The sequence below is a fragment of the Hymenobacter oligotrophus genome (assembly GCF_003574965.1).
Taxonomy (GTDB): domain Bacteria; phylum Bacteroidota; class Bacteroidia; order Cytophagales; family Hymenobacteraceae; genus Solirubrum; species Solirubrum oligotrophum.
On the sequence record NZ_CP032317.1, the window covers coordinates 159,898 to 177,925 of the forward strand.

Consider the following 18,028-nt stretch of genomic DNA (forward strand, 5'->3'; position numbering starts at 1 on the left):
GCTCCTTGGACGTATCGTAACTGATTCAGCTACAAGCTTAAAAGTGGTATTAGGGAAGCTTGAGCCCTTGCTATAACCGCTCGCGCACCAGCGTAAGCACGCGCTCCATTTCGTTGCGTATCTCGGGGCTCCCGGCTAAGTGGTTGTTGTTCATGAAGCTGAAGGCCAGCAACTGCCCCGAGCGCGTGCGCAGAAAGCCGCACAGGTTGTGCGCGTTGGTGAGCGTACCGGTTTTTCCCCACAGCCACAGCCCGGTTGGGTCGCGGTACACGCGGCGCAGGGTGCCTTGCCGCCCGCCGGCCGCCAGCAAATCGAATAGGCGAGCTTCCGGAACAAGCCGGTGCAGTTTCAGCAGCAAAGCCACTTGGTTGCGCGGGGTGGTGAGGTTTTGGCGCGAGAGGCCCGAGCCATCGACCCAGGCAAGCGAATCGGGTAAATCGAGCAGCCATTGCTTGCGGGCGTGGGCAATTACGCGTGCTACGCTCAGGCTGTCGTGGCCGAGTTGGCTGGAGCAAAGCAGCAGGGTCTGTTCGGCCAGCAGGTTGTCGCTCACGCGCATGGTGCGCCGCAGCAGCGAGTCGATACCCAGGCTGTAGTAAGTCCTAGGTGTTTCGGTGGGCCGGAGGCGCCAAGGGGCAGGGCGCACTTTGCGCTTGAGGGTATCGCGCAGCAGCGTAAGCAGTAGCTCGCGGCTTGTCCGGAACGGCGACTCATCGGTCCAGGAGGACCTAGGGCTGGGGTACCAGGTGTAGCGGTTGGCCTCCAGCGCACGGGCCACGTGGTCGGGGCTGGTGGCGCCGCCGGCCGCCGGCTTCACGTACTTGGCAAACCACCGCGGCTGCACCGTTATGGTTGGTTGGCCGGGCTGGCGGTACTTGAAACGCACAACGTTGCCATAGATGGGGAATGTGCTGCGCTCGGGCTGAAAGTAGTACGGGTAATCATCCCAACTCCAGCCAGGGCCAAACTTGGGTTCGGCAGCGGGCGTCTCGGCGTAGTACAGCCTGCCCTGCCAGCGCTTGAGCAAATCGTATGCGCGGCGGCTCGGTACGTCGCCGTGCAGCAGGGTAGGGTCGCCGGTGCCCCGGAAAATCAGCGAGTCGCCGTGCACCACGTACTGCAGGGCGGGCACCGAATCGGGCAGTATACGCAGGGCAGCGTACAGCGTAAGCAGCTTGTGCGTGCTGGCCGGCACAAAGTACTTATCGGCTTGCCACGCCGTGAGCGGTTGCCCGGTAGCCACGTCGGTTAGCTGAAAGCCAACGTGGTGCTGGCGCAGCACCGGGGAGTTGTGTAGCTCGCGCAGTAGCCATTCGGCCGGTGCAGCCGAGGCGCTGGGCGCAGCAACGGGCAACGGGGTTTGGGCTTGTACTACGGCGACAAGCAAACCCAATTGAGCAAGTAACAGAAGCAAACGGCGCATGGAGCGCCTAAGCTACAACTCAGATGTACTCGGGTCGTGCGCCTGGGTGCAACTTGGCCTGCGGTGCTGCAAATTGCTGCAGCGCCCCTAGGTTGCTGCCATGGGTGGGTGCATAGTCAGGTGCAGGAACACATGCGGCGCTTGCCTGTTGTAAGGTCCACTCCAGCACCAACAACTCCTCCCCATGGAAATCGGCATTGATAGTTTTGCGGCCGCCCTGCCCGACCCCAGCACCGGCATTACGCCCAGCGGCGCCGAGGCAATGGAGCAATTGCTCACGCGCATTGAGTACGCCGAGCAAGTTGGGCTCGATGTATTTGGCATCGGCGAGCATCACCGCTCGGAGTACCTCGATTCGGCAACGGCGGTAATACTGGCCGCCGCCGCTGCCCGCACCAAGCGCATTCGGCTTACCAGTGCCGTAACAGTGCTCAGCGCCGCCGATCCGGTGCGGGTGTTTCAGCAGTTTGCCACCCTCGACCTCATTTCGCAGGGTCGCGCCGAAATGGTCGTCGGGCGGGCTTCCTCCATCGAGGCATTTCCGCTGTTCGGCTACGACCTCGATGACTACGACGAGTTGTTTGTGGATAAGCTCGACTTGCTGCTCAACATCCGCAGCAACGAGCGCGTGCAGTGGTCGGGCAAGTTCCGGCCGGCGCTTACCGGGCAAGGCGTGTACCCGCGCCCCGTGCAGCAGCCCCTGCCCGTTTGGATTGGGGTAGGGGGTACGCCGCAGTCGTTTGCCCGGGCCGGGGCCCTAGGTTTGCCGCTGATGGTGGCCATCATCGGCGGCGAAACGCACCGCTTCCGGCCCCTCATCGACTTGTACCGCGAGGCGGGCAACCGAGCCGGGCACGCTCCCGAAAGCCTCAAGGTAGGCCTGCACTCCCTAGGTTACGTGGCCGAAACCACCCAGCAGGCACACAATGAGTTCTTCCCCGGCTACGCTCGTACCTTTTCGGCCCGAGCACGCGAGCGGGGCGGCATGCCCATTACGCGTCCGCAGTTCGACGCGCAGGTTGGGCCGCGCGGTGCCCTGCTGGTGGGCAGCCCCGAAGAAGTTGCCGAGAAAATCCTGCGGCACAGCGAAGCCCTAGGTGGTATTTCGCGGGTAACGTTTCAGCAGGACGTGGCCGCGCTGCCGCACGAGAAAATTGCGCGCTCCATCGAGCTGTTGGGTACCCGCGTGGCTCCGCTGATTCGATAAGCAGAACCGGAAAAGCAAAGACTAAGCCGGCAGACCAAGCAAGTACAAGCGCTTTGCTTTGCCCGTGAGCACGCCTTTCTCCCAGGTGTAATCCGCCGATTGCAGCCCATCGAGCAGGCCATCTAAGTCTTGCAATGTGTAGGTGCGGGCATTCGAAACGGCGCCGTCCCAGGCAAAGCAAAGCGGAATGATGGGGATGAGGTAAGTAAACAGCAGCTGCCGCCAGGTAAGGGGCCGGGCAAACGGCGTGATGAAGAAGGCCATGATGAAAACCACGGGGATGGAAATCCACCACAGCAAGGCCGGCGAGCTGTTGTCGCTGATTTCGTAGATGCAAATGGGCTGCCGGCTGCGCTGCGCATCCTGCAGTATGCCGCGGGCTATGGCAGGAGGCATGTGGTGAAAGCTGCATACCATCGTCCGAATGCCCGTTAACTCTGGCCCAACTTGGGTGGCATCGACGGGGGCGGTGCGATAAGAGATGCTGTTATCGGCCGTTTGGTTGATGGCCGCGGCAAAACCTAGGTCGGGGTATAAGTCGGTTAGCAGCAGCGACGAGTTGGCCGACTGATTGCGCTTTTGCAGCTCCGTGAATACTTCGGGCATTGGGCCGCCGCTGCCCGAGCACAGATCGATGATGTTGTGCAGGCCCGTTCGTTCCATGATTTTGGTGAGGAGGAGCACCAAATCCTCGCGCGAGCCCAAAAACCGGTGCATAACGTTTAGCAGCCGCGTCATGCAGGTTCTGATCCACTCCGGAAACCACGGCAGGTCCTCAAACTCGAACAGGTGTATTCTTTTCATGGCAGGCATGTTAAAGAAAGCAGCGGATCCGCATTGTTTTTTTTCGGGTAGACCGATGATGGCGGGTACCGCATCGAGCGCTTAGGTCGAGGCTGGAGCTACGATGTTGTGGCCGGCATTTTCCGTCGCGGTACGGTTAAATATATGCTTATCTGAATTTTTTCCAGAGTTTGGGTAGCATCCTCGGCAAGTCTTCTTCAACCCAATCCTCGCCTTGGGTTTCAGCGGCCATAAAATCGTAGTCCAGGCCTTGGCTTAGGGCTACGCTGCGCGGGAACGTGTCGTCTTCCTCTTTGCCGGTTTGGCGTTGGTAAGCGGCGGTGGCTACGTACAGCAAGCTCTCAAAATCGCATTCGTAGGGGCCAGGCACCACTGCTGTTAGGGTATCGGGGTTTTGCAAAGCTGCCGCGAATACGGCTTGTCCTTGGCCGATTAGCCAGCAGCGGAAATACAGCCACGAATCATCCGTAACGTAGCCATCGATGATCTTTTGCGCAGCCATCAGGCCGTAATCGTCGGCGGCAATGATGTGCTGGCGCAGTGCCAGTTCAAAGGCAACAATTTCTTCCAGCGGCTTGGCCGCCAAGGCATTCATCAAGAAATGCTCTTTGCCCTCGTTGTCGGCGGGCGCAGCGGCAACGGCTTGGTCGATAAGTTGCCAGAAGGCGGCAGCGGGCATTGCGTTCATTTGGTTCGTTTTCGGGTTTAGTCGAGTACAAGAGGCAAGTTAGCCTAGGCGGCCGGCGTACGAAGCAGCAAGGCCCGAAATCAAGAGCCAGGCAAGGAAAAACAAAGTAGCGCGCAAGGAAGTAGGCACCCGGCCAACTCTTTCCCGTACTTTTGTTTCCCGTTATGCCAGACCGACACCTCACTTCCACGGCTGCGACGGCCAAGTACATTTTCGTAACGGGCGGAGTTACCTCCTCACTGGGCAAGGGCATCATTTCGGCCTCGTTGGCCAAGTTGCTGCAAGCCCGGGGCTTCCGGGTTACCATCCAGAAGTTCGACCCCTACATCAACATCGACCCGGGCACGCTGAACCCCTACGAACACGGGGAGTGCTACGTAACCGACGACGGCGCCGAAACGGACCTCGACCTAGGGCACTACGAGCGGTTTCTGAACGTACCCACCTCGCAGGCCAACAACGTTACCACCGGCCGCATCTACGATGCCGTAATCCGGAAAGAACGCGAGGGCGCCTACCTGGGCAAAACCGTGCAGGTAGTGCCGCACATCACCGACGAGATTAAGCGGCGCATGCTGTTGCTCGGCCAAAAAGGCGAGTTCGATGTGGTGATTACCGAAATCGGCGGCTGCATCGGCGACATTGAGTCGCTGCCGTTTGTGGAGGCCGTGCGCCAGCTGCGTTGGGAGTTGCCCCCGCACGATTCGCTCGTAATTCACCTCACGCTGCTGCCCTACCTCGCGGCTGCCAAGGAACTCAAAACCAAGCCCACGCAGCACTCGGTGCGCGATTTGCGCGAGGCCGGCCTGCAGCCCGACATTCTGGTGTGCCGCTCCGAGCACTCGATACCGGCCGAGATGCGCAAGAAAATTGCGCTGTTCTGCAACGTGCAGGTAAACTCTGTCATCGAATCGCTCGATGCGGATAGCATCTACTCCGTGCCGCTGCTCATGCGCAAGGAGAAGCTCGACGAGCGGGTTATCAAGAAAATGAAGCTGACCGGAGGCTTCCCCGACCCCGATCTTGAGGTGTGGAAGGATTTCCTAGGTCGGCTGAAGAACCCCACCGAAGAAATTACCGTGGCGCTGGTGGGCAAGTACGTAGAGCTGCCCGACGCATATAAGTCCATCCTGGAAGCGTTTGTGCACGCCGGTGCTCAAAACGAATGCAAGGTGACGGTGCGCATGATTCAGTCGGAGCACCTGACGCCCGAAAACATGGAGCAGATGCTGCACGGCGCCGATGGCGTGCTGGTAGCGCCCGGTTTTGGCGAGCGAGGCTTCGAGGGCAAGCTAGCGGCCATTCGGTACGTACGCGAAGCCGGCATTCCGTTCTTCGGCATCTGCCTGGGCATGCAGTGCGCCGTGGTAGAGTTTGCCCGCAACGTGCTGGGCCTACAGGGTGCCAACTCCACCGAGATGGACGCCGAAACGCCGTACCCGGTAATCGGGCTGATGGCTGACCAAAAGAACATTACCCAAAAGGGCGGCACCATGCGCCTAGGTTCGTACGTGTGCGAATTGCGCAAGGGCTCGAAGGCAGCCAAGGCTTATGGGCGCACGCAAATTGAGGAGCGCCACCGCCACCGCTACGAGTTCAACAACGAGTTTTTGCAGCAGTTTGAGGCCGCTGGCATGGTCGCTTCGGGCATCAACCCCGATACCGGCCTTGTTGAAATGATCGAGCTGCGGGAGCACCCGTGGTTTGTGGCCGGGCAGTTCCATCCCGAGCTGAAGAGCACCGTGCAAAACCCGCACCCGCTGTTCGTGCGGTTTGTGCGCGCGGCCATTCAGCACCACAAGCAGCAAGTGGCGGTAGCGTAGAGCTTGCATGTAGCGCGGATAGAAAAAAGAAGCATTTTTATGCCATTTGGGTCGTCATGCTGAGCCCCGTCGAAGCATCTCTATGCTTCGCCAGATACTACTCAACGAAGCGGTAGACATGCTTCGACGGGGCTCAGCATGACGTTCTTTTTTCGGTGTTGCACCGGCCAATTTGGCATGTTGCCCTAGGTGCGCCCGGTTGTTGCACCCCCGGAACCCAACCGACTTTGCACCGGGTTGTTAGCAGTTAGCTGATTGCCACGTACTTTTGCGGTTCGCTTGGGCAGTGGCGAGCCGGAGGCCGGCTGTAACTGCCTTTTACCCAATACCTAATCCATTCATGGATAGAAATCAGGCCACCGGCCTCATGCTCATGTCGGCCATGCTGCTGGTTTACCTGTTCTTCTTCTCGCCGAAGAAGGAGGAACAAGCCCAGCAGCCCGCCAAGCCAGCAGCTGCCGCCGCCGCAGCCCGCCCCGATACCGCCACCGCCGTTGCCCGGCCCGACTCGGCCACGCTGGTGCGCAACCTAGGTGCGTTTGCCGCTGCCGCCCAAGGCGCCGAGCAAAGCGTGGAGTTGCGCAACAACAAGGTTACCGTTTCGCTGAGTACCCGCGGCGGCCGCCCGCAAGTGGTGCTGCTCAACGACGAAAAGACGTACTTCGGTACCCCGCTGTACCTGCTCGATAAGCAGAGCGGCGGCATTGATGTGCAGGTACCCGCCGCCGACGGCCGCAAGGTGAAGCTCTCGAGCCTCAACTTCCGCCCCTCGGCTGTGCAGCCCGTAACCGAAGGCAACAAGCAAGGCCAGCGCGTGCAGATGGTAGCCGAACTGGCTCCGGGCCAGCAGATTCTGCAAACCTACACGCTCTACAACGACTCGTACCAGCTGGCCTACAACCTGAAGTTTCAGGGCCTGAATGGTTTGGTTACGGCCGAGCCGCTGACGCTGACCTGGCTCGACAAAGTGCGCCAGACGGAGAAAAGCGCCAAGCAGAACCGCAGCCACACCACCATCAACTACTACCTGGCCGAAGACGACCTAGGCTCGATTGCCGAGGCCAGCGAAGACCCCGAGGAGCAGGTGGCGCCCGGCCCCGTCAAATGGATCGGCCACAAGCACGACTTCTTCACGGCCGGCCTGATTGCCGACAAGGAGTTTGCCAGCGGCAAGTTCAACTCGAACGTTAACACCGCCGACAGCACTTTCCTGAAGACGCTGCAAAGCACCGTGCAAATTCCGGCCGCCGATGTGCAGTCGGCCAGCGGGGCCAGCTTCCAGTACTACTTCGGCCCGAACTCTTTCCCCATCCTCAAGAAAGTGGCGCCCAACTTCGAGCGCAACGTGTACCTGGGCTGGGGCGTGTTTCGCTACGTCAACCGTTTCCTGGTTATTCCGGTCTTCAACTTTCTTGAGCAGTACATCAGCTCGTATGGATTGATCATCGTGCTGCTGGTGGTTATCATCAAGCTGGCCCTGTGGCCGCTGGTGTACAAGTCGTACCTCTCGCAGGCCAAAATGCGCGTGCTGAAGCCCGAGATTGACCAGATCAAGGAAAAGTTCGGCGACGATCAGATGGCCGTGCAGCAGGAAACCATGAAGCTGTACCAGAGCACCGGCGCCAGCCCCCTGAGTGGCTGCTTGCCTATGCTGGCTACGCTGCCCATCCTGTTCGCGCTGTTCCAGTTCTTCCCCAACGCCATTGAGCTGCGCGGCGAGTCGTTTTTGTGGGCGCAGGACCTGAGCACTTACGACGACCCGATTAAGCTGCCGTTTATGGTGCCTTTCTTGGGCAACCACATCAGTTTGTTCACGCTGCTGATGACCATCTCGACGCTGCTGATGACCTGGCAGAGCAACCAGATGAACCCGGCTGCCATGCAGGGCCCGATGAAGTTCTACAGCTACCTCATGCCGCTAATCTTCTTCTTCGTACTGAACGACTTTCCGGCGGGCCTCACGTGGTACTACTTCGTGTCGAACATCGTGACGTTTGCGCAGCAAGCCATTACCCGCACCTTCGTCGACGAAGACAAGCTGCACGCCCAACTGCAAGCCAACAAGGAGAAAAACAAAGACAAGAAACCCGGCGGCTTCCAGGCTCGCCTCGCCGATGCAATGAAGGCGGCGCAGGAGCGCGAAACCGAAACGCGCAAGCAGTCGAAGAAGAAATAATTATTCGATTGACTGACAATGAATTAAAAGCCTCTCGGTTTATTGCCGGGAGGCTTTTTTGTGCTCAAATATTCGGTATTTGCAGTATTGGTCCGCTTTTGGCAATGGCCTGCGCACCACTTCTCTCAACAACTGTTATGCGTGCAACTTTACTTACGTTGGGCCTAGGTTTGCTGATTGGCGCGCTGCCCGCCTGCACCGTAAACTACTACGTGGCCACCCCAGCTGCCGCTCCGGCACCAGCCCCTGGCCCACAGCCCGGCTACGACTACGATTACCCTGTGCCCGGCCCGGTAGCCACGGGCCCGACTGGCCCCGGTAGAGGCCCTGCCTACCCACCGCCCACGGCACCACCTAGGGTGCCGCCCGTGCGCAGCACGCCTCCGCCGGTGCGCACCACGCCGCCACCCGTCCGGAATACGCCGCCCGTCAGAACTCCACCGCCCCCGGTGCGCAACAACCCGGCCCCAACCACTCCGCCGCCTGCGCAGGCGCCGAGTGGCCCCGCTACGCCGCCGCCTACCCAAACGCCGCCGGTGCGTCCGCCTCGTCCGCCGCGGCCCAGGGTAGACGAAACCAGCCCCAACCCCGCGCCACCCACCCAACCTCCGGGCAGCGGTACGCAGCCCCTGCCTACCGGCCCGCACAAGCCAGCTAACCCCAACACGCCACCCACAGGCAGTACTGTGCCTGCGCCGGCACCGCAACCGCCCGCGCTGCCCACGGCTCCGCCAAAACGGGCCGAGGTACCACCAGTTATTGCAACCGAAAGCCCGGCACCTCCGGTCAAACCCGATGTGGACCCTGGCCAGCCCCCGCGCCCCGCGCCCCACACCTCCGATACCGGCGTAACCCCGGGCCCAGGGCGCACAACCGAGGCAGAGCCCGTGCCGACGGCATTACCCATCGAGAGCAGCCCGCAGGTGCCCACGGGCCCCACCACGCGCCTGCCCGTTGAGTCGGAACCTTCGGCCGAAAACGCTCCGGTACCGCAAAGCAACACGCCGGTGTTGGTGTTCCGCAAAACGCCATGCCTGGGTAGGTGCCCGCACTACGAGGCCAGCATTTTTGCCGATGGCCGGGTGCGGTACATCGGCTACCAAAACGTGGCTAAAAGCGGTACGCACGAGCTGCACCTGCCCGCCGAGGTGGTGAAAACAATGCTGAGCCGCGCGGCCGGGGTAGGGTTCGGCGATTTGCAGACGCAATACCTAAGCGGAGCCAGCGACATGCCCTCTACTTTCCTTACCCTCAATGCGCCGGGCAAGCCCAGCAAAACGGTGCAGGTAGAGGAAGGCGGCCCCGCTGAGTTGGTTGCCCTGCTTAATTACATAAGCGCCGAGCTGGCCCGCGTGGGCGCCGGCGACGTAGTGCTCGACCGCTAAGTACATCGCGCAAACCGCAGGCCCCGCACAACGCTATGGTTGTGCGGGGCCTGCGGTTTTTACTTAGGTTGGTGGGCAAGCAAAGCGGTTTCGGCGGCAGGTTTCGCCGTTCTGTCGAATAAACGGTAAGCATATATTTTGTTCAATATTATGTATTAATAACAATAAAGCCGGGGCGGGCGTAAAGCAAAATGTGGTGTTTGACAATCAGCCGCATTTTGTTCAACAAACCAACTTGATATGTCTCATGCAGAAGCCCAGGCAATATCAGGGGAATACCTCGCGTTTATAAACAACAAAGAATTCCCTTGCGTAGCGGCCAAAACGGCCCTCACCTGGAATCAACTCCACTGCTTGGTGGTCGACCACTTGGCTTGCCCCAAGGACGATGCCGACATCCTGCAGTTCATATACGATTTCGTAGACGACTACCGCCAGTCGGAAAAGCTGTACCACAGCGCCGCCGTGGTGTTTAAAGGCCCCGAAGAAACCACCGAGGCAATGTTTGAGCAGCTGTTTTGGCAGCGGTTGCAAAGCCTCTCTAACCTCGATGCCCGCCGCTATGGCTACGACCCGCGCGTTGTGGCCGACCCCACCTCGCCCGATTTTAGCTTTAGCTTGAAGGAGGAGGCGTTTTTTGTAATAGGCCTGCACCCCGGCAGCAGCCGCGCCGCCCGCCGCTTTAAGTACCCCACCATGGTATTTAATGCGCACCAGCAATTCGAGCAGCTGCGCGAAAACGGCCGTTACGAGTATTTGCAGCAAACCATTCGTAAGCGCGACGAGGCATTTTCTGGCTCGATAAACCCCATGCTGGCCAACTTTGGCGAGGCCTCGGAAGCCCACCAGTACACCGGCAGCCTGCACGACGATTCCTGGAAATGCCCATTTTTAAGCCAACATGGACGAATTGACCGTAATACCGCCGCGTAGCGGCGCTGCCTTCGAGCTGCGCAAAGGCCAGCGCCTGCGCGTGATGGATTTGCAGGGCGAGCAAGTGTCGGATTTTGTGTGCTACAACCTGCACGACCGCGACGAGTACCTTTCGTCGGGACGTACCATCGACTACGCCGAAACCATCTTTCTCACCAAGGGCCACCCGTTTTACTCGAATCGCAGCAACGTGATGTTTGAGCTGGTGGAGGATACCGTGGGCCGCCACGATTTCCTGCTCACGCCGTGCTCGGCCGATACTTTCCGGATTATTTACGGGCACGAGCACCCGCACCGCGGCTGCTTCGGCAACCTCAGCGAAGCGTTGCAGCCCTACGGCATTAGCCCCGATGCCATCCCGATCTGCTTCAACATCTTCATGCACGTAACCGTGGATGGCGAAACCGGCAAAGTAGGCGTGCTACCGCCCAAAAGCCGCGCCGGCGACTACGTGGTAATCGAAGCCAAGATGGACTTGATTGTGGGTATGACGGCGTGTTCGGCCGAAATGTCGAACAACTACGCCTTCAAGCCCATCGGGTACCAGATAGAGGGCTAGCGGCCCTAGGTGTCCGAAAAGCGCCGGCCCGGCTGCAACGCTTGCAGCCGGGCCGGCGTGTTTTTAAGCAGGCGTGCCCTAGGTCAGTCCTTCCAGACGCGCTCCAGCACCAGTTGGTTCATGGGGTTGGGCGTGAGGCCGTGCACGTTGTTTTGCGTAAGGCGCACCACTTGGTCGTAGTACAGCGGAATAACGGGTACATCGCGCACCACGAGGCGGTCCATGGCTTGGTACAGCTCCCAACGGCGGCGGTCGTCGCGCTCCAATTTGGCTTGCTCGTACAGGCGGTCGAATTCGGGGTTGCGGTAGTGCGTTTTGTTGGGCCCGGCCGGCGAGAAGTTGGGGCCGTAGAACAAGGCCAGGTAATTTTCGGCGTCGGGGTAGTCGCCGAGCCACGACTTGGTAAACAGTGCGGCGCGGCCGTTGTCGACCATTTCCTGATGCGCCGCCGATTGATTTACATCAATCTGCACCTGCACGCCCACCTCGGCCCACTTCTTCTGCAGGTACTCACTTATTTCCTTAGTATCGGCCACGGTGCTCAGGCGCAGGCGCAGCGGCTTGCTGGGGCCGTAACCCGCTTCGCGCAGCAATTGCCGGGCTTTTTCGGGCTGATACAGGTAGCCCGGCACGGCTTGCTGGCTAAACGACGGCAGCGACGAAGGCACAAAGCCCGAGTGGCCCGGCACGCCCACGTTGTTCAGAAAATAAGCCAGCAGCTCGGGTTTGTTGAGGGCGTAATTGAGGGCCTGCCGCACGCGCCGGTCGCGCAGGGCGGGCTGGTCGGCGTCGCCGCGCAGGTTGGTGGGGTCTTGCTGAATGCCTAGGTACTCGGTGTTCAGGTACGGCACCTTTTCGAAGCGGAACTTGCCCGCAAAGTCTTCGCGCAGCTGGCCGTTGGGGTACAAAATCAGGTCGCGCGAGCCAGCCCGGATGCCCGACAGGAAATCGAGCTTGCCCTGCTGAAACGTCAGGAACTCCGATTTGCGGTCGGAAATAAAGCTGATCTGCACCGCATCGAGGTAAGGGAGTTGCTTGCCCTTGGCATCGCGGCGCCAGTAGTTGGGGTTGCGGTGGTACACAATGGCCGAGCCTTCGTCCCAACGCCTAAACACAAAGGGGCCGGTACCCACCGGGTGCTCCCGAAAGTCTTTGCCGTAGCGTTGCACGGCCTCGTGCGGCACCACGTAGGCGTAGGGCATCGTCAGGATACCCAGGAAAGGAATGAACGGCTCCTTGAGGTAAACGCGCACCGTGGAGTCGTTGGCCGCCACAAAGCAAGTGTCCGACGGCTCGCCCTGCCCGTTTTCGAGCACCTTGCCCCGGAAAATCCAGCCGCCGGGGCTGGCCGTGGTTTTGTCGAGCAGGCGCCGGAACGAGTACACCACATCGTGCGCCGTAACGGCCCGGCCTTTGCCGCCGGCAAACACCTCCGAGTCGTGGAAGCGCACCCCCACGCGCAGCACAAAGGTGTAGCGGCGGCCGTCGGGCGAAATGTCGTAGTGGCGGGCTAGGGCAGGGGCGGGGCGCAATGAATCGTTCAGCTCCACCAGGCCGTTGTAGAGCTGGGTAACCGCCCAAATGTTGGCCTGATTGCGGGAGAAAGCCGGATCGAGCGAGGTAAGCGCCTCGGGCTGGTTGTAGCGAAACACGCGCCGCTCGTCGGCCGATTTTTCCGCGGTGCCGCAAGCATTCAGCAGTGCCAGCACCGGTAGCACGAGGCTGCGCCCTAGGTGCGGGCGGCGGCGGAAGAACGCGGGAGGGGAGAGAAGAGGGTTCAAGTGCTTACGGGGCAAGGCACCGGCGGCGGCCATGGGCTTAGGCAAAGGAAAACAACTCAGAGACAGACTTTTGTTGGGCGGATGAGCACGGGCTTGGCTCGGCGTTCGGGCACCGCCCGAAGAGGTTTCGGGAAGCCCGCCAGAAGCCAAAAAACGGGCTCCGCGAACGGGAAAGACGTGTATATTTGTAGCAAAGTACGGCTAAATCTGCGCTCGGCCGCAGCCGTGTTTATCCGCTAACTTCGTTGCATGGAACTTACCTACTACGGACACTCCTGCTTTGGTCTGCACGTGGGGGGCTCGCGCCTCCTGTTCGACCCGTTTATCCGCCCCAACGCGTTGGCCAAGGATGTACAGGTAGATCAAATCGAAGCCGATTTTATCCTGCTCTCGCACGGCCACTTCGACCACGTGTCGGAGGTTGAGGAAATAGGCAAGCGCACCAACGCGCCGCTAGTAGGCATGTTTGAGGTGCTCAGCTGGTTTGAGCAAAAAGGCCTGCAGGCGCCGTACAAAATGAACATTGGCGGGCGGGCGCAGCTGCCCTTCGGCACCGTGAAGATGGTTCCGGCCGTTCACAGCTCCTCGATGCCCGATGGCTCGTACGGCGGTGTAGCGGGCGGCTTTGTGCTCGAAACAAACGAAGGCAACCTGTACTTCGCCGGCGACACGGCCCTGACGTACGAAATGAAGCTCATCGGCGAGCGGACCAAGCTCGATGTAGCGCTGCTGCCCATTGGCGACAATTTCACCATGGGCATCGACGATGCCCTGCAGGCGGCCCAGTGGCTGGGCGTGAAGCGCGTGGTAGGCATGCACTACGACACCTTCCCGCCGATTAAGCTCGATCACGAAGCTGCGCAACGCAAGGCACAGCAGGCCGGCGTAGAGCTGCTGCTGCTGAGCATCGGGCAAACGATTAATCTGTAAGTTGGCCGTTAGCGGTTGTCAGTTGGCAGTTTCTTACCTTCAAAAACTGAACACTGACAACGGACAACTGGCCACTGTCAACTAAAAAGAAATGGGTAAAATTATTGCGGTAGCAAACCAGAAAGGCGGCGTGGGCAAAACCACCTCGTCCATCAACCTCGCGGCGTCGTTGGCTGCGCTGGAATACCGCACCCTGCTGGTAGATGCCGATCCGCAGGCCAACGCCACCTCCGGCGTCGGCTTCGATCCAAAAGACATCCAACACAGCATTTACGAGTGCATGGTCGACGGCATCAATGCCCAGGACATCATCCTGCAGACCAATATTCTGCCTCACCTCGATCTGATGCCTTCGCACATCGACCTGGTGGGCGCCGAAGTGGAGATGATCAACCTGCCCAACCGCGAGGAGAAGATGAAGCAGGCGCTGGCGGCGCTGACCGACCAGTACGACTTCATCATCATCGACTGCTCGCCTTCCCTAGGTCTGATCACAGTAAACGCCCTTACGGCAGCCAATTCGGTAATCATTCCGGTGCAGTGCGAGTACTTCGCTCTGGAGGGTCTGGGCAAGCTACTGAATACCATCAAGATCATTCAAAGCCGCCTCAACCCGCAGCTCGAAATTGAGGGCATTTTGCTGACGATGTACGACGTGCGCCTGCGCCTCTCCAACCAAGTGGTAGAGGAGGTGAAACTGCACTTCCAGCAGTTGGTGTTCGATACCATCATCCCGCGCAACGTAAAACTTTCGGAGTCGCCGAGCTTTGGTATTCCGGTTATTCTGCACGATGCCGAAAGCAAAGGCTCGATCAGCTACCTGAACTTGGCCCGCGAAATCGTGGAGAAGAACTCCGTAACGCAAGACGGCGCCGCGTACGCCGAAGGCGACGCCGCCTAGCCGTAACCGGCGTTTGTGCTGCAAAGGGCATCCCCTATCTAGGGGCTGCCCTTTTGTTTTGCCTGCGTGCGGCGCCGCTTTACTGCAAACGCCCCGATTATCTACCCGAGAACAGCTGGCCCGAATGTGTGCACAATAAGCACTTCTGCGGGGCCGAGAACCCGGCCACTAGGGTGAATTATAACATAATGTAGAGCTTTTGTACTTGTTATATTATTCCTTGATACAATAAAATTTAGCTAGTATATTATCTAAACAAAACTTAAAACCGTACAAGGTATGCTCCTCTCCAGCTACTGCCCTCAGGCCGTGGCGCACTTCTGCTCTTCGCTCTTAGCTGCCCATTTTTTCTCCACCCGCTATGAAGCACGCTTTACTGTCATTTCTCCTGTTGATAGGACAGGGGGGATACTTCAGCGGTTCGGCTTCGGGGCAAAACCTGATCCAGAACGGCACTTTTAACAGCTACCCCACAACCTCGGCCACTGGCAACGAGTTGCCGCCCGGTACCGACCTAGGCGGCTGGAGCAGCGGCTTGGGCTACGCTGGCACCGGCATGTACCCGCCCGACACCAAAATATCAGTGCAAACCGGCGCTGTGGTGTATTACTACAACATGGTGCGCCAAGGCAGCTTCCCCGGCGACGCGGCCCACCGCGTGCCGCCCGCCAACACCTGGCTGTACTCCAACGGCAACGTTAGCGGCTTGCCCATGACGGTTTGGATTCAGCGCGTGAACGTGAAGCCCAACACCGACTACCTCTTCTCGTTTTACACTTCCAACGCCATCAGCTCGGAGCGCGACCTGAAGTCGGACCCGGTGCTGCGAGTCGAGGTCGACGGCAAGCCCGTGGGCAAGGACATGCAGGTGTACGACGAAGCCGACCCCCGCTCGGGCCACAACGGCCGCGACGGTTGGGACCGTCGCGTGGTGCATTTTCAAACTGGGCCCGCCACCACCAACATCGAGCTGAAGATTATTGACCTTGCCAACGACAGCAACGGCGACGACTTGGCCCTGACGGCCCTGGACCTGCACCAGGCCACCAAAGAGGAAATTGCCCGAACCACGGGCCCTACCGGGCTGGCATTGTTTCCGAACCCCGCCGTGCGCGCCACCCGGCTTGATTTGCGCACCCTGCCATTGGGCAAGTACGAGATAACGTTTGTTGATGCCGTGGGGCGCTGGATACGTTCCGAGCAGCACATAGGCGGCGAAATGCAGGCCATTGATCTGCGCGACTTGCCGGTAGGTACCTACCTTGTGCGGGTGCGGGGCGCCAACACCAACCACACCCTGCGCCTGCTGAAAGAGTAACCAACTGCTGACACCTAGCAATCCCGGGCGCGGGCCCGAAGCACCAACGTGTTTCGGGCCCGCGCCCGGGGTTTTTTAACACTGCGCTAGCCGCTCGCTGGTTTGGTAACTGCGGCAAACCTTGCAGATATCTTAAAATAGATTATAACTTTTCTTATGATCAAATGCTGGCGTCAGCGCTGATTCCAGCCAATCAAATACATCTTGGGTAGCTTATGTTTCGGCTTCCGGAAAATTTAACGGCCTTGCAGATCAAGGAAAACATTGGCTTGAATGCACTGAAAAGGCGTTTTAAAAGTTAACGACCGACAAACACGGTGATGCCAAAGCCACGGCGTTGCCGCTGGCTCATCTATAAACTGTAAATTTGTGCTTCATCCGGTACTTTGCCGGTAATATCACTCTTAATCATAACACGATGCGTAGTCTGATATTCTGCACAGTACTGGCCGGGCTTGCTGCCGGCCCGCTTGGGTTGGTAAGTGCCAATGCACACGCGGGAAGTGGGGAGGGAACAGCTCGGATGTTCGGCAACGCGGCAACGCGTTTGGCCAGCCCTGCGGCCTTGCCTGTGCAAGGCGCAGGTAGCGGACTTACGGCCAGCTATTTTGCCAACGGCACGTTGGCGGGCGCCCCCAGCGTGCGCCGCATCGATGCCGCTATCGATTTTAACTGGGGCACCAGCGCCCCGGCCGAGGGCCTGCCCGCCGATAACTTTTCGGTGCGTTGGGAGGGCCTGCTGGCGGCGCCCACCACCGGCCGTTACCGCTTTTTGGCCCGCACCGACGACGAAATACGCGTGTGGGTAAACGGCAAGCAGATGCTCGACACCTGGAACGGCCGCAAACCCAGCGCCGGCGAAGGCTACGTGGAGCTGGCCGCCGGCGAAAAAACCAGCATCCGGATTGAGTACGCCGACTCCGACGGCGACGCCCGCCTGCAGCTGCAATGGGTGCCTCCGGGCCAAGCGGCGCAGGTTATCGGCACGGGCTACCTGTACCCGCTCGGCTCACCTACCACGCCCGACCCAATAAACCCGGCAGCAGCCGTGGCGGCCGCCCCCGTGGCCAAGCCGCAACCAACCCCAGCCAAAAAAGCTGCGCCCGCACCTGCCAAGCCGGCTCCTAAAGCAACCGCTGCCAAATCGGCCGAGGCTAAACCCGTGGCCAAAGCCGCCCCCAAACCTGAAACCCCTAAACCCGAAGCTAAGCCCAAGCCAAGCAAGGCCGACGCCAAAGCTGCGGAAACCGTTGCTGCGCTGCCGGCTGGGGTGTATATCCTCACGTCGCGGGCGGGCAACAAACCGCTGGAAGTGATTGAGCCCGGCCGCCCCAACCGCCGGGCCTACGCCGAAGCCGGGGTTGGCGGACCCACTGCCGATGGCCGCAGCACTGCCCCGCAGTGGCGCATCGAGAGCTTGGGCAACGGCTACTACCGCATTGGTGTGCAGGGCAGCAACAAGGTGCTCGAGGTGCTGGGCAGCGCTACCTCCAATGGCACGCCCATGAGCCTATGGACGTACTACAGCGGCAACAACCAACTGTGGCGCATCGAGCCGGCCGAAGGCACTTACTACAAGCTCATTGCCAAGCACAGCAACAAAGCCCTCACGGCCAAGGACTCGATCGAGGGCGGCCTGCAGCAGTGGCGTTACAGCGCCCGCGTCGATCAGCAGTGGAAGTTGGAGGCCATAGCGCCCGAAGACAACGTGGCGCCCGTAACGGCGGCTGCCCCCGCCGACCTCAAAGGCACTGGCTCGTACAACATGAGTATTTACCCCAACCCCAGCAACGGCGTGGTGCAGCTGCGCTACTCCCTGCCCGAGGAAATTCCGATGGGGTGGGTGCTGTATAACCAAAATGGCGCTCCGGTGCGCGTATCGGACTACCGCCGCAAAGCCGCCGGCGCCCACCACCAAACGCTCGATTTTACGGGCCTGCCCGCCGGCGACTACAACCTGCGCATGACCGTAGGGGCCAATACCACCCGCGTGCAGGTGCAATTGCGCACGCCCTCGGCCGGCGAGGCTACCCCCGCCGAAGAGGCTTCTGCCGCAGGCACCAAGCAGCCCTAGGTCGCATTAAGCTCAACAGCCACAAA

Annotated in this window: 14 protein-coding genes; 10 read left to right on the forward strand and 4 right to left on the reverse strand. The window is 60.1% G+C overall.

Annotation, left to right across the window (positions count from 1 at the left end; genetic code table 11):
- Positions 1-70: 70 nt before the first annotated feature.
- On the reverse strand, positions 71-1,387 hold the full coding sequence (locus D3Y59_RS00640) for a D-alanyl-D-alanine carboxypeptidase/D-alanyl-D-alanine-endopeptidase (protein WP_162910436.1): 1,317 nt from the start codon (positions 1,385-1,387) through the stop codon (positions 71-73).
- 220 nt (positions 1,388-1,607) lie between these two features.
- Here D3Y59_RS00640 and D3Y59_RS00645 point away from each other — a divergent pair, with 220 nt between their 5' ends.
- On the forward strand, positions 1,608-2,630 hold the full coding sequence (locus D3Y59_RS00645) for an LLM class flavin-dependent oxidoreductase (protein WP_119443280.1): 1,023 nt from the start codon (positions 1,608-1,610) through the stop codon (positions 2,628-2,630).
- 21 nt (positions 2,631-2,651) lie between these two features.
- Here the strand turns inward: D3Y59_RS00645 and D3Y59_RS00650 are convergent, their stop codons facing one another.
- Together D3Y59_RS00650 and D3Y59_RS00655 are read right to left on the reverse strand one after the other, a co-directional pair.
- Positions 2,652-3,434: a hypothetical protein gene (locus tag D3Y59_RS00650; protein ID WP_119446261.1), complete on the reverse strand. Its 783-nt coding sequence runs from the start codon at positions 3,432-3,434 to the stop codon at positions 2,652-2,654.
- Positions 3,435-3,582: 148 nt separating this feature from the next.
- Positions 3,583-4,113, reverse strand: coding sequence for a DUF4240 domain-containing protein (locus tag D3Y59_RS00655; RefSeq protein ID WP_162910437.1), 531 nt, complete (start codon positions 4,111-4,113; stop codon positions 3,583-3,585).
- 173 nt (positions 4,114-4,286) lie between these two features.
- Between D3Y59_RS00655 and D3Y59_RS00660 the strand changes: the two genes are divergently transcribed.
- From D3Y59_RS00660 to D3Y59_RS00680, 5 genes are all read left to right on the forward strand, one after another.
- Complete coding sequence (locus tag D3Y59_RS00660; RefSeq protein WP_119443282.1) at positions 4,287-5,945, forward strand: CTP synthase; 1,659 nt, start codon at positions 4,287-4,289, stop codon at positions 5,943-5,945.
- Between the two features lie 340 nt (positions 5,946-6,285).
- A complete protein-coding gene (yidC, locus tag D3Y59_RS00665) occupies positions 6,286-8,121 on the forward strand; it encodes a membrane protein insertase YidC (protein ID WP_119443283.1) in 1,836 nt (611 codons plus the stop codon).
- A gap of 137 nt (positions 8,122-8,258) precedes the next feature.
- Positions 8,259-9,506, forward strand: coding sequence for a DUF6438 domain-containing protein (locus D3Y59_RS18100; protein ID WP_162910438.1), 1,248 nt, complete (start codon positions 8,259-8,261; stop codon positions 9,504-9,506).
- 240 nt (positions 9,507-9,746) lie between these two features.
- The gene (gene gntA / locus D3Y59_RS00675) at positions 9,747-10,439 is read left to right on the forward strand and encodes a guanitoxin biosynthesis heme-dependent pre-guanitoxin N-hydroxylase GntA (RefSeq protein WP_119443285.1); all 693 of its coding nucleotides are present in this window, start codon (positions 9,747-9,749) and stop codon (positions 10,437-10,439) included.
- Positions 10,408-10,998 carry a DUF1989 domain-containing protein gene (locus D3Y59_RS00680; RefSeq protein WP_119443286.1) on the forward strand — a complete coding sequence of 197 codons (591 nt, stop codon included), beginning with the start codon at positions 10,408-10,410 and terminating at the stop codon, positions 10,996-10,998. The genes gntA and D3Y59_RS00680 overlap by 32 nt, the downstream gene beginning before the upstream one ends.
- Before the next feature lie 83 nt (positions 10,999-11,081).
- Here the strand turns inward: D3Y59_RS00680 and D3Y59_RS00685 are convergent, their stop codons facing one another.
- Positions 11,082-12,779, reverse strand: coding sequence for an ABC transporter substrate-binding protein (locus tag D3Y59_RS00685; RefSeq protein ID WP_240410444.1), 1,698 nt, complete (start codon positions 12,777-12,779; stop codon positions 11,082-11,084).
- Positions 12,780-13,028: 249 nt separating this feature from the next.
- Here D3Y59_RS00685 and D3Y59_RS00690 point away from each other — a divergent pair, with 249 nt between their 5' ends.
- The 4 genes from D3Y59_RS00690 to D3Y59_RS00705 all read left to right on the forward strand — a co-directional run bounded on the left by D3Y59_RS00690 (position 13,029) and on the right by D3Y59_RS00705 (position 18,002).
- The gene (locus D3Y59_RS00690; protein ID WP_119443288.1) at positions 13,029-13,709 is read left to right on the forward strand and encodes a metal-dependent hydrolase; all 681 of its coding nucleotides are present in this window, start codon (positions 13,029-13,031) and stop codon (positions 13,707-13,709) included.
- A 91-nt stretch (positions 13,710-13,800) separates the two neighbouring features.
- The gene (locus tag D3Y59_RS00695) at positions 13,801-14,610 is read left to right on the forward strand and encodes a ParA family protein (RefSeq protein ID WP_119443289.1); all 810 of its coding nucleotides are present in this window, start codon (positions 13,801-13,803) and stop codon (positions 14,608-14,610) included.
- A 361-nt stretch (positions 14,611-14,971) separates the two neighbouring features.
- Positions 14,972-15,928: a T9SS type A sorting domain-containing protein gene (locus D3Y59_RS00700; RefSeq protein ID WP_119443290.1), complete on the forward strand. Its 957-nt coding sequence runs from the start codon at positions 14,972-14,974 to the stop codon at positions 15,926-15,928.
- 571 nt (positions 15,929-16,499) lie between these two features.
- Complete coding sequence (locus tag D3Y59_RS00705) at positions 16,500-18,002, forward strand: PA14 domain-containing protein (RefSeq protein WP_162910439.1); 1,503 nt, start codon at positions 16,500-16,502, stop codon at positions 18,000-18,002.
- The last annotated feature ends 26 nt before the right edge of the window (positions 18,003-18,028 follow it).

Bases quoted from the DNA above. Each gene is read 5' to 3' on its own strand.
- D3Y59_RS00645 (WP_119443280.1), top strand. From the start codon at position 1,608: ATGGAAATCGGCATTGATAGTTTTGCGGCCGCCCTGCCCGACCCCAGC.
- D3Y59_RS00650 (WP_119446261.1), bottom strand. From the start codon at position 3,434: ATGAAAAGAATACACCTGTTCGAGTTTGAGGACCTGCCGTGGTTTCCG.
- D3Y59_RS00655 (WP_162910437.1), bottom strand. From the start codon at position 4,113: ATGCCCGCTGCCGCCTTCTGGCAACTTATCGACCAAGCCGTTGCCGCT.
- D3Y59_RS00660 (WP_119443282.1), top strand. From the start codon at position 4,287: ATGCCAGACCGACACCTCACTTCCACGGCTGCGACGGCCAAGTACATT.
- yidC (WP_119443283.1), top strand. From the start codon at position 6,286: ATGGATAGAAATCAGGCCACCGGCCTCATGCTCATGTCGGCCATGCTG.
- D3Y59_RS18100 (WP_162910438.1), top strand. From the start codon at position 8,259: ATGCGTGCAACTTTACTTACGTTGGGCCTAGGTTTGCTGATTGGCGCG.
- gntA (WP_119443285.1), top strand. From the start codon at position 9,747: ATGTCTCATGCAGAAGCCCAGGCAATATCAGGGGAATACCTCGCGTTT.
- D3Y59_RS00680 (WP_119443286.1), top strand. From the start codon at position 10,408: ATGGACGAATTGACCGTAATACCGCCGCGTAGCGGCGCTGCCTTCGAG.
- D3Y59_RS00690 (WP_119443288.1), top strand. From the start codon at position 13,029: ATGGAACTTACCTACTACGGACACTCCTGCTTTGGTCTGCACGTGGGG.
- D3Y59_RS00695 (WP_119443289.1), top strand. From the start codon at position 13,801: ATGGGTAAAATTATTGCGGTAGCAAACCAGAAAGGCGGCGTGGGCAAA.
- D3Y59_RS00700 (WP_119443290.1), top strand. From the start codon at position 14,972: ATGAAGCACGCTTTACTGTCATTTCTCCTGTTGATAGGACAGGGGGGA.